13 protein-coding genes and 1 riboswitch are annotated in these 15,059 nt (G+C 68.3%); of the genes, 12 read left to right on the top strand and 1 reads right to left on the bottom strand.

What is annotated here, in order from left to right:
- The first annotated feature begins 13 nt into the window (after positions 1 to 13).
- The 12 genes from BT264_RS28765 to metF all read left to right on the top strand — a co-directional run bounded on the left by BT264_RS28765 (position 14) and on the right by metF (position 13,503).
- Complete coding sequence (locus BT264_RS28765; protein WP_072443114.1) at positions 14 to 517, top strand: DUF2844 domain-containing protein; 504 nt, start codon at positions 14 to 16, stop codon at positions 515 to 517.
- Positions 518 to 533: 16 nt separating this feature from the next.
- The gene (locus tag BT264_RS28760; protein WP_072443116.1) at positions 534 to 1,790 is read left to right on the top strand and encodes a DUF3443 domain-containing protein; all 1,257 of its coding nucleotides are present in this window, start codon (positions 534 to 536) and stop codon (positions 1,788 to 1,790) included.
- A gap of 162 nt (positions 1,791 to 1,952) precedes the next feature.
- Complete coding sequence (locus tag BT264_RS28755) at positions 1,953 to 2,450, top strand: VOC family protein (RefSeq protein WP_034183909.1); 498 nt, start codon at positions 1,953 to 1,955, stop codon at positions 2,448 to 2,450.
- Between the two features lie 425 nt (positions 2,451 to 2,875).
- The gene (locus BT264_RS28745; RefSeq protein WP_239483361.1) at positions 2,876 to 3,421 is read left to right on the top strand and encodes a DUF805 domain-containing protein; all 546 of its coding nucleotides are present in this window, start codon (positions 2,876 to 2,878) and stop codon (positions 3,419 to 3,421) included.
- Positions 3,422 to 3,771: 350 nt separating this feature from the next.
- On the top strand, positions 3,772 to 4,968 hold the full coding sequence (gene flhB, locus BT264_RS28740; protein ID WP_072443122.1) for a flagellar biosynthesis protein FlhB: 1,197 nt from the start codon (positions 3,772 to 3,774) through the stop codon (positions 4,966 to 4,968).
- 82 nt (positions 4,969 to 5,050) lie between these two features.
- Positions 5,051 to 7,150: a flagellar biosynthesis protein FlhA gene (gene flhA / locus BT264_RS28735; protein ID WP_072443124.1), complete on the top strand. Its 2,100-nt coding sequence runs from the start codon at positions 5,051 to 5,053 to the stop codon at positions 7,148 to 7,150.
- Positions 7,147 to 8,928, top strand: coding sequence for a flagellar biosynthesis GTPase FlhF (flhF, locus tag BT264_RS28730; protein WP_072443126.1), 1,782 nt, complete (start codon positions 7,147 to 7,149; stop codon positions 8,926 to 8,928). Before flhA ends, flhF begins: the two co-directional genes overlap by 4 nt.
- Positions 8,921 to 9,739 (top strand): P-loop NTPase family protein, encoded by an 819-nt coding sequence (locus tag BT264_RS28725; protein WP_072443128.1) that lies wholly within the window; start codon positions 8,921 to 8,923, stop codon positions 9,737 to 9,739. Before flhF ends, BT264_RS28725 begins: the two co-directional genes overlap by 8 nt.
- Positions 9,740 to 9,761: 22 nt before the next feature.
- Positions 9,762 to 10,496, top strand: a complete 735-nt coding sequence (locus BT264_RS28720) for an RNA polymerase sigma factor FliA (protein ID WP_006484033.1) — start codon at positions 9,762 to 9,764, stop codon at positions 10,494 to 10,496.
- A gap of 76 nt (positions 10,497 to 10,572) precedes the next feature.
- Positions 10,573 to 10,700: riboswitch (S-adenosyl-L-homocysteine riboswitch) on the top strand.
- Between the two features lie 32 nt (positions 10,701 to 10,732).
- The gene (ahcY, locus tag BT264_RS28715; RefSeq protein WP_034183916.1) at positions 10,733 to 12,151 is read left to right on the top strand and encodes an adenosylhomocysteinase; all 1,419 of its coding nucleotides are present in this window, start codon (positions 10,733 to 10,735) and stop codon (positions 12,149 to 12,151) included.
- Positions 12,152 to 12,305: 154 nt separating this feature from the next.
- Positions 12,306 to 12,659, top strand: a complete 354-nt coding sequence (locus tag BT264_RS28710) for a phage holin family protein (RefSeq protein ID WP_011882923.1) — start codon at positions 12,306 to 12,308, stop codon at positions 12,657 to 12,659.
- Between the two features lie 13 nt (positions 12,660 to 12,672).
- Complete coding sequence (gene metF / locus BT264_RS28705; protein WP_072443130.1) at positions 12,673 to 13,503, top strand: methylenetetrahydrofolate reductase [NAD(P)H]; 831 nt, start codon at positions 12,673 to 12,675, stop codon at positions 13,501 to 13,503.
- Between the two features lie 72 nt (positions 13,504 to 13,575).
- Here metF and BT264_RS28700 read toward each other — a convergent pair whose 3' ends face one another.
- The gene (locus tag BT264_RS28700) at positions 13,576 to 15,054 is read right to left on the bottom strand and encodes an amidase (protein ID WP_072443132.1); all 1,479 of its coding nucleotides are present in this window, start codon (positions 15,052 to 15,054) and stop codon (positions 13,576 to 13,578) included.
- Positions 15,055 to 15,059: the final 5 nt, after the last annotated feature.

Here is a 15,059-nt window from a genome sequence, read left to right as displayed (position 1 = left end):
CTTGGGGGGGAACGTGAAGCTGAAACGCTTGGGCTGGGCCGTCGCACACGCGACGGCTGCAATGGGTGTGCTGTGGACCGTCCACGCACACGCGGAACTGGGCGGCGCGCCGATGTCGCCGCCGGCGGACGATCGGGCTGCAACCGTGCGCGCGATGCAGCGCGCGATGCGTTCGGCCGACGGCGTGCAGACGAGCACGGCCGCCTATACCGTCCGCGAGATCACGCTCGGATCGGGCACCGTCATCCACGAATACACGTCGGCCGCCGGCAGCGTGTTCGGCCTCGCATGGCGCGGGCCGACTATGCCGAATCTCGCGTCGCTGCTCGGCAGCTATTTCCCGCAGTACACCGCCGGCGTCCAGGCGGCGCATGCGGCGCGCGGCTGGCGCGCGCCCGTGTCCGTCGACACCAGCGGCCTCGTGATCCGGACGGGCGGCCACATGGGCGCCTTCTCGGGCCAGGCGTGGCTGCCGGCGGCACTGCCTGCCGGCCTCGCCGGCAACGACATCCAGTGACAGCGGGAGAGCGATCTTGAGAATTCCTCGTACATTCAAGCGCTGGCTCGGCGTGCTGGGCCTCGCGGCCGCGACGGCCGTGCTCGTGACGGCATGCGGCGGCGGCGATGACGGCGGCAGCTCCGGCAACAACGGCGGCAGTAACGGCAACGGCAGCGGTTCGAGCGTGTCGGACGGCAATACCGCGAACACGGCCGTCATCACCGTCGGCACCGGCGTCGCGAACGTGATCAACATCCCGACCGTCAACGTGAAGGTCTGCGCGCCGGGCACGTCGAACTGCCAGGTGGTCAGCAACGTGCTCGTCGATACCGCGTCCTACGGGCTGCGGCTCGTAGGCAGCGCGGTGTCGAACGTGCTCGGCAGCCTGCCGCAGGTGACGAGCGGCGGCGCGCCGGTCGCCGAGTGCGGCAAGTTCGTGTCGAGCTACACGTGGGGTTCGGTGCGCACGGTCGACCTGTCGATCGGCACCGAACAGGCGAACTCGCTGCCCGTGCAGATCATCGGCGACCTCGGCACGACGAGCGTGCCGAGCTCGTGCACGAACGGCGGCGCGTCGGCCAACTCGGCGAGCGCGCTCGGCGCGAACGGGATCCTCGGCATCGGGCCGGCGCCGGTCGACTGCGGTACGACCTGCGCGACGTCGACGTCGTCGAACAACAACTACTACGCGTGCCCGAACGGCAATGCGAGTTGCGCGGTCGCGCTCGTGCCGGTCGCGCAGCAGGTGGCCAACCCGGTTCATCATTTCGCGACCGACAACAACGGTGTGATCGTGCAGATGCCGACCATCTCGAGCAGCGGACAGGCCAGCGCGAAGGGCCTGCTGATCTTCGGGATCGGCACGCAGGGCAACAACGGGCTCGGTGCGTCGACCGTCATGACGTCGACCACGACAGGCGACGTCAGCGCGTCGTTCCTCGGCAGCACGGTGACGGCTTTCTTCGATACCGGTTCGAACGCGTATTTCTTCAACGATTCGTCGCAGACGGTCTGTTCGAGGAACACGCAGTTCTACTGCCCGTCCTCGACGACCACCTATACGGCGACGCTGACCGGCCAGAACAGCGCGAGCGGCACCGTGTCGATGCCCGTCGCGAACGCGGATACGCTGTTCTCGAACGCGTCGACGTTCGCGTTCAACGACATCGCGGGCCCGTTCGGTTCGCCCGGATGGCTCGACATCGGCATGCCGCATTTCTACGGCAAGACGATCTACTTCGGGATGGACAAGCGCTCGAGCGGCGGCGCTGCGCCTTTCGTCGCGTTCTGACGCGGTACGGCCGCAGGCAGCAAAGAGGGGGCGAGCGATCGCCCCCCTTTTTTTTGTCGCGAGGCCGCGCGAACTACGGATCGGATCGCCGCCGTGCGTGCGCGCAGCGCCTACGATGTAAAACCGGCACCGGTGCCGGCATGACATCGAGGAGACAGCGCCATGAGCCCGCGCATACAACGCATCACGCCGTTCCTGTGGTTCGACCGCGACGCCGAGGCGGCCGCCGGTTTCTACGTGTCGGTGTTCGACAACGCGCGCATCGTGCACGTCGCGCGCTACGGCAAGGCCGGCGCGCACGCGTCCGGACAGGCGGAGGGCACGGTGATGACGGTCGCGTTCGAGCTCGACGGGCAGGCGTTCGTCGCGCTGAACGGCGGCCCCGTGTTCCAGATCACGCCGGCCGTGTCGTTCGTCGTCAACTGCCGCGACCAGGACGAGATCGACCGCTACTGGGCGCGGCTGTCCGAAGGCGGCGACGAGCGCGCGCAGCAGTGCGGCTGGCTGCGCGACCGCTTCGGCGTGTCGTGGCAGGTCGTGCCCGTGCAGATGTCCGAACTGATGACGGGCGATCCGGCGCGCGCCGAGCGCGTGATGGCGCAAGTGATGACGATGAAGAAGCTCGATCTCGGCGCGCTGCAGCGGGCAGCGGCCGGTTAGGGCCTAGACCGTAGGCCGGCCGGTGCTTACCGCCGTCGTATGGTCGAGAAAGCGGCGGCCGGGCCCATACGCGGTGTTTTCGATGCGCGCCGCGTCGGCCGGCGCGACGGCGCGCCCGGCGCCTGCGCACCGGGCGGCAGGTCGGGCGTACCCGGCGTGCCCGCGCAGCCGGCGGCGAGCGCGCAGGCGAGCGACAGAAGCGGAACGAGCGGATGACGGAACACGGTGCGATGCGAGCGGGATCGGGAATGGCGAAGGGTAGCGCGACCGGCGCGCTCGCGTCATGCCGGTCGGCCGGTAAATCGAATGCCGCACGACCGGATCGATTATCGATCGCGTCGGGATTCATTCGGCTGTAATCAAACGCCGGATTATCTGAGGGTGTGGTTTCTGTCAGGTCTTCAAGATTATTAAAATGACGCGGCATGCAAGCCGGCGGCGCCGCATTACGCCATGACAGCCGTTCCAGAGCCGGTGCGACGGGGTTTCGCTTGTCAGGCATGCGAAAAGAGATGGAGCCCGCCGAAATTCAAACATATAATTCCGGCGTTGTTTCCGGGGTCGCCAATATAAAACAGGAGGGTAATAAAATGAATTTTTCCGAGGCTGTTCGTTCCGTACTCAATCAATACGCGAAATTCGAAGGCCGTGCGCGTCGTGCCGAATACTGGTATTTCGCGCTGCTGAGCTGCGTTCTTTCGGTCGCCGCCCAGGTGATCGGCGCGATCGGCCGCGACGCGGGCCTGATCGCGCTGCTGCTGCTGGGCGCGATCTTCCTGATTTCGCTGGCGCTGATCATTCCGGGCATCGCGGTCAGCGTGCGCCGCCTGCACGATACGGGCCGCTCGGGCTGGTTCCTGCTGCTCGGGCTCATTCCGGTCGTTGGCCCCATCCTGCTGCTCGTGTGGATGTGCTCGCGCGGCACCGCAGGCCCGAATCGCTTCGGCTCGGATCCGATCCCGGCGGTCTGAGCGCCGCCTGCCCCGACGCGACGCCGTCGCGTCGGGGCCTGACTTCCCCGTTTTCTTCGTTTCTCCGTTTTCCCCACTTCACCGTTCCCCGCTTCACTCCGCCGCCGTCCCGTCCGGGAACCTTGCCGGAAACCTCGCTCCACCGTTGCGCCGATCGCCGTGTTTTTCCGCCGCATCGCACCACGTCGCGCACCGCTCCGTCCCCCATCCAGCCTCGTTCGCACCGGCTCGCCCGATTCCCCGAAATACCCCCCTTTCCCGGCTTTGCTCGACCGATCGGCGTTTGACGCCTCCATGAATAATCGGTGTCACTGGAAAGCGGCATTCCGCCGTACCCGACTGGAGGCCCCGTGGCAGACGAGAGCGATCTCGACAAGACCGAAGCCGCCACTCCCAGGCGCCGCGAGAAGGCGCGCGAGGAGGGGCAGGTCGCGCGTTCGCGCGAACTGGCTTCGTTCGCGCTGCTCGCGGCCGGGTTCTACGGCGCGTGGCTGCTCGCGGGCCCGTCGGGCGCGCATCTGCAGGCGATGCTGCGCGGCGCGTTCACGTTCGATCGCGCAACCGCGTTCGACACGAACCGGATGCTGTCGGCGGCCGGCAGCGCGAGCCTCGAAGGCTTCGCCGCGCTGCTGCCGATCCTCGCGCTCACCGGCCTCGCGGCGCTGCTCGCGCCGATGGCGCTCGGCGGCTGGCTGATCTCGCAGAAAACCTTCGAGCTGAAGTTCGACCGCCTGAACCCGATCTCGGGCCTCGGCCGGATCTTCTCGATCCAGGGGCCGATCCAGCTCGGGATGTCGCTCGCGAAGACGCTGGTCGTCGGCGGGATCGGCGGCATTGCGATCTGGCGCAGCAAGGACGAGCTGCTCGGCCTCGCGACGCAGCCGCTCGGCGCGGCGCTGCCCGACGCGCTGCATCTCGTCGCCGTGTGCTGCGGCACGACGGTCGCCGGAATGCTGGTGGTCGCCGCGCTCGATGTGCCTTACCAAATCTGGCAGTACAACAAGAAGTTGCGCATGACGAAGGAAGAAGTGAAGCGCGAGCATCGCGAGAACGAAGGCGATCCGCACGTGAAGGGGCGGGTCCGCCAGCAGCAGCGCGCGATCGCGCGCCGCCGGATGATGGCGGCCGTGCCGAAGGCCGACGTGGTCGTCACGAACCCGACGCACTTCGCCGTCGCGCTGCAATACACGGACGGCGAGATGCGCGCGCCGAAGGTCGTCGCGAAGGGCGTGAACCTCGTCGCCGCGCGCATCCGCGAACTCGCGGCCGAGCACAACGTGCCGCTGCTCGAGGCGCCGCCGCTCGCGCGAGCGCTGTATCACAACGTCGAAATCGAACGCGAGATTCCCGGCTCGCTGTACTCGGCCGTCGCCGAAGTGCTCGCGTGGGTCTACCAGCTCAAGCGCTTCCGTTCGGAAGGCGGCGCGTTCCCCGCGGTGCCGGTCGATCTCGACGTGCCGGCCGAACTCGACAAGGGCACGTCGGTGCCCGCCGACGATGAACGTGAAGAGGCCGAAGACACCCTGGGCAACCAAGGAGCCTCGTGATGATTAGCCCCCACGCTCACATTCGTTCGCTGCCCCCCAAGGGGGCGACTGCCTCCCTTGGGGCGGCCCGGCGGGAGGCAGCATGAGCACCCCGACCGGCCTGTTCGCGAAGCGCACGAACCCGTTCGCGGGCACCAACCTGCGCGCGCTCGCGGGCCCGATCCTCATCTGCATGATCCTGGGGATGATGATCCTGCCGCTGCCGCCGATGCTGCTGGATCTGCTGTTCACGTTCAACATCGCGCTGTCGGTGATGGTGCTGCTCGTCAGCATGTACACGATGAAGCCGCTCGACTTCGCGGCGTTCCCGAGCGTGCTGCTGTTCTCGACGCTGTTGCGCCTGTCGCTGAACGTCGCGTCGACGCGCGTCGTGCTGCTCGAGGGCCACACGGGCCCCGACGCGGCCGGGCAGGTGATCGAGGCGTTCGGCCACTTCCTCGTCGGCGGCAACTTCGCGGTCGGCATCGTCGTGTTCGTGATCCTGATGATCATCAACTTCATGGTGATCACGAAAGGCGCGGGGCGGATCGCCGAAGTGTCCGCGCGCTTCACGCTCGACGCGATGCCCGGCAAGCAGATGGCGATCGACGCCGACCTGAACGCCGGCCTCATCAACGAGGAACAGGCGCGCAAGCGCCGCCTGGCCGTGTCGCAGGAAGCCGAGTTCTACGGGTCGATGGACGGCGCGTCGAAGTTCGTGCGCGGCGACGCGATCGCCGGCCTGATCATCATGGCGATCAACGTGATCGGCGGGCTGATCGTCGGGATGGTCCAGCACGACATGAGCTTCGCGGCGGCCGGCACCAACTACACGCTGCTGACGATCGGCGACGGCCTCGTCGCGCAGATCCCGTCGCTCGTGATCTCGACCGCGGCCGGCGTGATCGTGTCGCGCGTCGCGACCGACGAGGACATCGGCACGCAGATCACCGGGCAGCTGTTCACCAACCCGCGCGTGCTGACGATCACCGGCGTGATCATCGTGATCATGGGGCTGATCCCGGGGATGCCGCATTTCGCGTTCCTCGCGCTCGGCGGCGGCGCGATCTGGCTGGCCCGCACGCAGACGAAGCGCGCGGCGGCCCGCAAGGCGGCCGGCGACGTGACCGACATCGCGCCGCCCGCCGTGCTGCCGTCCGACAGCCACGAGGCGACCTGGGACGACGTGCAGCTGATCGACCCGCTCGGCCTCGAGGTCGGCTACCGGCTGATCCCGCTGGTCGACAAGAACAGCGACGGCGAGCTGCTCAAGCGCATCAAGAGCATCCGCAAGAAATTCGCGCAGGAAATCGGCTTCCTGCCGCCGGTGATCCATATCCGCGACAACCTCGAACTGCGGCCGAACGCATACCGGATCGCGCTGAAGGGCGTCGAGATCGGCGTCGGCGAAGTGTTCCCGGGCCAGTGGCTCGCGATCAACCCCGGCCAGGTGACGGCCGCGCTGCCGGGCGCCCTGACGCAGGATCCCGCGTTCGGGCTGCCGGCCGTGTGGATCGACGTCGCGCTGCGCGAACAGGCGCAGGTGTACGGCTACACGGTGGTCGACGCGAGCACGGTCGTCGCGACGCACCTGAATCATCTCGTCGTCCAGCACGCGGCCGAGCTGCTCGGCCGCCAGGAAGTGCAGGCGCTCGTCGAGCGCACCGGCAAGGACGCGCCGTCGCTCGTCGAGGATCTCGTGCCGAAGACGATCTCGCTGACGACGCTGCAGAAGGTGCTGCAGAACCTGCTCGAGGAAGGCGTGCCGATCCGCGACATGCGCACGATCCTCGAGGCCGTGTCCGAACATGCGGGCCGCGGCGACGCGTTCGAGATCACCGCCGCGGTGCGGCTCGCGCTCGGCCGCGCGATCACGCAGCAGTGGTATCCGGGCGCGGGCGAGATGCAGGTGATGGGCCTCGACTCGAATCTCGAGCGCGTGCTGTCGCAGGCGCTCGCCACCGGCGCGAATCCGGGCCTCGAACCCGGCCTCGCGCACAACCTTCTGACCGGCACGCAGCAAGCGATGCTGCGTCAACAGAATCTCGGGCTGCCGCCCGTGCTGCTGGTGCAGCACGCGCTGCGCGCGATGCTCGCGCGTTTCCTGCGCCGCAGCCTGCCGCAATTGAAAGTGCTGTCGTATGCCGAAGTGCCGGACACACGCACGATCAAAGTCGTTAACGTCATCGGGGGTTCCGCTTGAACATTCGCAAATTCACCGGCGCAACGAGCCGCGACGCGCTTCGTCTCGTGCGCGAGGCGCTCGGCGCCGACGCGGTCGTGCTGTCGAACCGCACGCTCGATGACGGCAGCGTCGAAATCGTCGCACTGGCCGATTCGGACCTGGCCGCGGTGACGCCGCCGGCCGCCGCACGGCCGCGGATCGCCGCGCCGCGCGTGCCGGAATCCGTGCCGGCCGCCGCGGTGCCGGGCATCGTGTCGCGCCCGGGTGCCGCGTTCGCGCGCCCGAGCGTCAATCCGTATGCGGCGGGCGATGGCGGGCTGCCGGACGTGTTTTCGTCGGTGTTCGGCGCAAGTGCCGAAGCGAACGAAACGGACGACGCGGACGAGACGGCGGCGCAACCTTCGACGATCGATGCGGACGCGGCGGCTGCGGCAGCGCCGTCGACCGCCGCACCGGCCCCCGGTACGCCGGCCCCCGGATGGCCGGCCCCGGCTTCCGAACCCGCGCCGTGGCTCGTCGAGCACGCGAAGCGCCTGACGCAGCAGCGCGACGCGCTGATCGCGCGCACGCAGGCGACGCCTGCCGCGCCGCAAGCGAGCGCGCCCGCGTCGCAGGGTGCCGCGAGCGCATCGTCGCCCGACTGGGCACGCGACATCGTGCGCGATGCCGAACGCCGGATGTCGGCCGCTGCTCCGCGCAAGCCCGACACGAACGCCGCGAACGCAGCGAAAGCGGCCGAGCGCACGCGCTTGTCCGCCGATACCGCCGCCGCGGTGGCCGATGCGGTGAAATCGCGCGTCGAACGAATCGTCAACGACACGGTGATGCACGAACTCGGCGAACTGCGCGGGATGATGGAAGAGCAGTTCGACAGCCTGATGTGGCACGACCGCCAGCGTCGCAGCGCCGTGCACGGCGCGCTGACGAAGCACCTGTTCGCGGCCGGCCTGTCCGCGCAGCTCGTGCGGATGCTCGTCGACAACCTGCCGTCCGGCGACGGCGCGCAGACCTTCGAGCAGGCCGCCGAATGGGCGCAGTCGGTGCTCGCGGCGAACCTGCCGGTGCTCGACAGCGAGGACGCGCTGATGGAGCGCGGCGGCGTGTTCGCGCTGATGGGGCCGACGGGCGTTGGCAAGACCACCACCACCGCGAAGCTGGCCGCGCGCTGCGTGATGCGCTTCGGCGCGAGCAAGGTCGCGCTGCTGACCACCGACAGCTACCGGATCGGCGGCCACGAGCAACTGCGCATCTTCGGCAAGATCCTCGGCGTGCCGGTGCACGCGGTGAAGGATGCGGGCGATCTCGCGCTCGCGCTGTCCGAACTGCGCAACAAGCACATCGTGCTGATCGACACGATCGGCATGAGCCAGCGCGACCGCGCGGTGTCCGACCAGATCGCGATGCTGCACGGCGCGAACGCACCGGTGCAGCGCCTGCTGCTGCTCAATGCGACGAGCCACGGCGACACGCTCAACGAGGTCGTGCAGGCGTACCGCAGCGCGGGCGAGCATCCGGACCTGGCCGGCTGCATCCTCACGAAGCTCGACGAGGCGACCCACCTCGGCGGCGTGCTCGACACGGTGATCCGCTACAAGCTGCCGGTCCACTACGTGTCGACCGGCCAGAAGGTGCCGGAGAACCTGTATGTCGCATCGACCAAGTTCCTGCTGAAGAGCGCGTTCTGTGTGCCGCGCGACGGCTCGCCCTTCGTGCCGCAGGACGAAGACATGCCGACGCTGCTCTCCGCACTGACCGCACGTTCCACCGCCGAGCTGCACGAGGTGCGATTTGGATAAACGAATCATCGACCAGGCCGAAGGGCTGCGGCGCCTGCTGGCCGGGCGCGCGTCGCGCATCGTCGCGGTGACGGGCGGGCCGGCGGGCGTCGGCTGCACGTCCGCCATCGTGAACCTGGCGGCGGCGCTCGCGTCGCTCGGCAAGGATGTGCTCGTCGTCGACGAGCGCGCCGACGTGCATTCGGCCAGCGCGACGCTCGCGGGCGCGTGGCTGCGCGACGGCGAGCGCACGCGGGTGGCCGCCGGCTTCGGCCTGTGCGCGGCCGCGCGGCTCGCGCGCGCCGGCTACAGCGACACGCAGCTGAGCGACTTCATCGACGGCCCGGCCGACATCGTCCTCGTCGACGCGCAGCTCGGCGCCGACGGCTCGTTCTCGGCGCTCGCGCGCGAAGCGCACGACGTGCTGATCGTCACGCGGGTCGCCGCGCAGGCGATCACCGAGGCGTACGCATGCATGAAGCGGCTGCATTTCGCGCACGCGTTCGCGCAGTTCCGCGTGCTGACCAATCACGTCGGCAGCCATGCGGATGCGAAGACGGCCTTCGACAACCTCGCGGGCGTCGCAAGCCGCTACCTGACGGTGTCGATTGCCGACGCGGGCTGCGTGAGCGCCGATCCGCTCGTCGAACACGCGCGCGAGCTGACGCATGCGGTGGTCGACGCGTTCCCGTCGGCGGCGGCCGCGCGCGATTACCGGCAGATTGCCGCCGACCTGCTGTACTGGCCGATGCGCCCGCGTTCGGGGGCGGACCGCGCCGTTCACGCGGGCGGCAAGCCGTCGTATCAGGCGGGCGCGGCACACGCCGCGTGAGCGCTACCGGAAGGAGAGAGCCATGATGTACAACGCTCAAGGAAAGATGTCCCAGGCCGACGTGCTCGCGCAATATGCGCCGCTCGTGCGTCGCCTCGGGCTGCAGCTCGTCGCGAAGATGCCGGCGAGCGTCGACCTCGACGACCTGATCCAGGCCGGCATGATCGGCCTGATGGACGCGGCCGGCCGCTACAAGGAAGACCAGGGCGCGCAGTTCGAGACCTACGCGACGCAGCGCATCCGCGGCGCGATGCTCGACGAGCTGCGCAGCAACGACTGGCTGCCGCGCAGCCTGCGCAAGACGTCGCGCGAGGTCGAGCATGCGGTGCACCAGGTCGAGCAGCATCTTGGCCGCTCGGCGAGCGAGACCGAGATCGCGCAGCACCTGAACATGCCGCTCGACGAATACCAGGGGATGCTGCAGGACCTGCACGGCAGCCAGCTCATCTACTACGAGGATTTCGACCGCGCGGCCGACGACGAGCCGTTTCTCGACCGCTATCGCGTCGATCATGCCGATCCGCTGTCGGCGCTGCTCGACGAGCACCTGCGCGAGGCGCTCGTCGAGGCGATCGAGCGGCTGCCGGAACGCGAGAAGCTGCTGATGTCGCTGTACTACGAACGGGGTCTGAATCTGCGCGAGATCGGCGCGGTGCTCGAAGTGAGCGAATCGCGCGTGTGCCAGCTGCATAGCCAGGCCGTCGCGCGCCTGCGCGCGCGGCTGCGCGAACAGGCGTGGGTCGGCGCGGAGTCCTGACCCTTTCCGGACGGCACCGCGCGCCGACGCTGCGCGCTTGCGCATTTTGCGCGCCGATTTGCTACAATCCCTCCCGTTTTCCGAGGAGCGTTGCGACGGACCACTCTGCGTCCGCCAGGCTCGGAAGGCTTCACCAAGCAGCCGTGCGGCGCGCGTTTCGCGACCGTCGCGCCGGCTCCGCTTCCTGAACGGCGCTCACGTCACCAATCTAGAACTTTTTTAGAAAGGAGGGCGTGATGAACGCCATTATCGATTCGCAAGCTTCCAAGGATTACGTCGTCGCCGACATGGCGCTGGCCGGCTGGGGCCGCAAGGAACTGAACATCGCCGAGACCGAAATGCCGGGCCTCGTGCAGATCCGCGACGAATACAAGGCGCAGCAGCCGCTGAAGGGCGCGCGCATTGCCGGCTCGCTGCACATGACGATCCAGACGGGTGTGCTGATCGAGACGCTGAAGGCGCTCGGCGCGGACGTCCGCTGGGCCTCGTGCAACATCTTCTCGACGCAGGACCACGCAGCGGCCGCGATCGTCGAAGCCGGCACGCCGGTGTTCGCGTTCAAGGGCGAATCGCTCGACGAATACTGGGAGTTCTCGCACCGCATCTTCGAATGGCCGAACGGCGAATTCGCGAACATGATCCTGGACGACGGCGGCGACGCAACGCTGCTGCTGATCCTCGGCTCGAAGGCCGAGAAGGACCGTTCGGTGATCGCGAAGCCGACCAACGAGGAAGAAGTCGCGCTGTACAAGTCGATCGCGAAGCACCTCGACATCGACGCGACGTGGTACTCGAAGCGCCTCGCGCACATCAAGGGCGTGACCGAAGAAACCACGACCGGCGTGCACCGCCTGTACCAGATGGAAAAGGACGGCCGACTGCCGTTCCCGGCGTTCAACGTGAACGATTCGGTCACGAAGTCGAAGTTCGACAACCTGTACGGCTGCCGTGAATCGCTCGTCGACGGCATCAAGCGCGCGACCGACGTGATGATCGCGGGCAAGGTCGCGGTCGTTGCCGGCTACGGCGACGTGGGCAAGGGCTGCGCGCAGTCGCTGCGCGGCCTCGGTGCGACCGTGTGGGTCACCGAAATCGATCCGATCTGCGCGCTGCAGGCGGCGATGGAAGGCTACCGCGTCGTGACGATGGAATACGCGGCCGACAAGGCCGACATCTTCGTGACGGCGACCGGCAACTACCACGTGATCAACCACGATCACATGAAGGCGATGCGCCACAACGCGATCGTCTGCAACATCGGCCACTTCGACTCGGAAATCGACGTCGCGTCGACCCGCCAGTACCAGTGGGAAAACATCAAGCCGCAGGTCGACCACATCATCTTCCCGGACGGCAAGCGCGTGATCCTGCTGGCGGAAGGCCGCCTCGTGAACCTCGGCTGCGCGACCGGCCACCCGTCGTTCGTGATGTCGAACTCGTTCGCGAACCAGACGCTCGCGCAGATCGAGCTGTTCGTGCGCGGCGGCGAGTACGAGAACAAGGTGTACGTGCTGCCGAAGCATCTCGATGAAAAGGTCGCGCGCCTGCACCTCGCGCGCATCGGCGCGAACCTGTCCGTGCTGTCGGACGAGCAGGCTTCGTACATCGGCGTGCAGAAGGACGGCCCGTTCAAGCCGAACCACTACCGCTACTGATGCGCCGCCGCCGTGCCGTGCGCGCCCCGCTGCGGGGCCCGCGGTGCGGCGGCACGGCGGCGGATCGCCGGCCGTTGCGTTGCGTCTTCGGGCGCACGCGACGGCCGGCGGCGGCCACTGATCGCACAGATCGACAACCGAACCGGAGCACTCCATGAGCGTCATCCTCACCTGGGTCATCAACGCGCTCGCGCTGCTGATCATCACGTACCTCGTGCCGTCGATCCACATCAAGAGCTTCGGCACCGCGCTGATCGTCGCGGTCGTGCTCGGCCTGATCAACACGGTGATCCGCCCGGTACTGATCCTGCTGACGCTGCCCGTCACGATCGTCACGCTCGGGGTGTTCATCCTCGTCGTGAACGCGCTGTGCTTCTGGTTCGCGTCGTCGCTGCTGAAGGGCTTCGAGGTGTCGGGGTTCTGGTCCGCGTTCTTCGGTTCGATCCTGTATAGCATCGTGTCCTGGCTGCTGTCCGCGCTGATCTTCGGCCAGCGCGACATCGGCTGACTCCTTTCGAATCATGAAACCGATCGAACTCTCGTTTGAATTCTTCCCGCCGAAGACGGCGGACGGCGTCGAAAAGCTGCGCGCAACCCGTGCGCAGCTGCTGCCGCTGAAGCCGAAATTCGTCTCCGTGACGTTCGGCGCCGGCGGCTCGACGCAGCAGGGCACGCTCGATACCGTGCTCGACATGCAGAAGGACGGCCTCGAGGCCGCGCCGCACCTGTCGTGCATCGGCTCGTCGCGCGACAGCCTGCGCGCGATCCTCGACCAGTACCGCTCGCACGGCATCCGGCATATCGTCGCGCTGCGCGGCGACCTGCCGTCGGGGATGGGCGCGGTGGGCGAGCTGCGCTATGCGTCCGAGCTCGTCAGCTTCATCCGCGCCGAGCATGGCGACTGGTTCCACATCGAGGTCGCAGGCTACCCCGAGTACCACCCGCAATCGCGCTCGCCGAAGGCCGATCTCGAGAATTTCGCGCGCAAGGTGAAAGCCGGCGCGAATTCCGCGATCACGCAGTACTTCTTCAACGCCGACGCGTATTTCCGCTTCGTCGACGATGTGCGCAAGCTGGGCGTGGACGTGCCGATCGTGCCGGGCATCATGCCGATCACGAACTTCTCGCAGCTGATGCGCTTCTCCGAGATGTGCGGCGCCGAAGTGCCGCGCTGGATCGCGCGCCGGCTCGAGAGCTTCGGCGACGATCGCGACGCGATCCGCGCGTTCGGCGCGGATGTCGTCACCGATCTGTGCCGGCGCCTGATCGACGCGGGCGTGCCGGGGCTGCATTTCTACACGCTGAACGCAGCGACCGCGACGCGGACGATCTGCGAACGGCTCGCCGTGTAAGCGCCGCCGCGCGTTTTGCATGCGCAAAAGCCCCGCCGGTCTTGCCGGCGGGGCTTTTTTTCGATGCTTGCGTCAGCGCTGTGCCTGCATCAGCGGCGGGCGGCGGTCGAACCACGGCCGTGCCTGTTCGAGCTGCCGCGCGAGCCTGAGCAGCAGCGCGTCGTCGGTGTGGCGCGCGGCGAACTGCACGCCGATCGGCAGCCCGCGCGCGTTCCAGTAGAGCGGCACCGACATCGCCGGCTGACCGGTCAGGTTGAACAGCTCGGTGCAGCCGGCCCACGCGAACGCCTTCTCCGACGACTTCGCGAGCATTTCCTTCAGCAGCGGCTTCACCGGCAGCGCGGCGAGCAGCTTCATCTGCGCCGATTCGAACGGCGTCGGCTGCAGTTCGCCGATCTTCACCGGCGGCCCCGCGAGCGATGCGCACAGGATCGCGTCGTAGCGCGACACGAGGCCGGCCACCTGCACGGTCAGCTGGCGCTGCCATTCGAGCACGTCCGGCAGGCGCGTGCGCGCGAGGCGCCGGCCGACCACGGCCATCGCCCACGTCGCCGCTTCGAATTCGCCGCGCCGCGGCGCGCGGCCGGTCAGCGCGCGCGCACCGAGCGCCATCTCCTCGGCGATCGTCGCCCACAGCGTGAGAAAGGTTTCGGCCGCGCGCGCGTAGTCGACGTGCAGCGTCGCCGGCTCGACATGGTGGCCGAGCGATTCGAGCAGTGCGGCTGCGTCGTCGAGCGCCGCGCGCGTGTCGTCGGCGAGCGCCGGCGCGAGCATCGGATCGACGACGAGGCCGATCCGCAGCGCGCCGGGCGGCGTGTCTAGTTCGCCGAGGAACGTGCCGGGCGCGCCGTGCGGCAGCGTCTGGCCGGTCGTCACGTCGAGCAGCAGCGCGCTGTCGCGCACGCTGCGCGAGACCGCATGCTGGACGACGAGCTCGCCGTTCGACGGCTGGTCGACGAGCATCGGGTTGCGGCTCGGCTTCAGGCCGAACAGCCCGCAGCACGATGCCGGAATGCGGATCGAGCCGCCGCCGTCGGACGCATGCGCGAGCGGCACGATGCCGGCCGCGACGGCCGCCGCCGCACCGCCGCTCGAGCCGCCGGGCGTATGGTCGAGATTCCACGGGTTGCGGCATGCGCCGAACAGTTCGGGTTCCGTGTACGGCATCTGGCCGATCTCCGACGTGTTGGTCTTGCCGAACACGTTGAGGCCCGCCGTGCGGCTGCGCGCGATCACCGGCGAATCGTCGCCGGGCACGTAGTACCGGTAGTGCCGGCTGCCCATCGACAGCGGCAGCCCGGCGACCGCCGCACCGAGATCCTTGACGAGATACGGAACGCCCGCGAACGGCGCGCCGGCGCCGGGTTCGGGCGCGGAGGCCGCGCGCTGGCGCGCGGCTTCGTAGTCCTGCAGCACGATCGCGTTGATCGCGCCATTGACCGCTTCGGCCTGGCCGATCGCGGCATCGAGCAGTTCGCGCGGGCTGGCCTTGCGGTCGCGCACGAGCGCGGCGAGGCCGATCGCGTCATGCGCGAGATAGTCCGAGTGCATCGCTG

The organism is Burkholderia sp. NFPP32, from assembly GCF_900119325.1.
GTDB lineage: Bacteria > Pseudomonadota > Gammaproteobacteria > Burkholderiales > Burkholderiaceae > Burkholderia > Burkholderia pyrrocinia_C.
The sequence above is the reverse complement of the archived record's forward strand: the minus strand, read 5'-3'. Positions and strand labels throughout refer to the sequence as shown.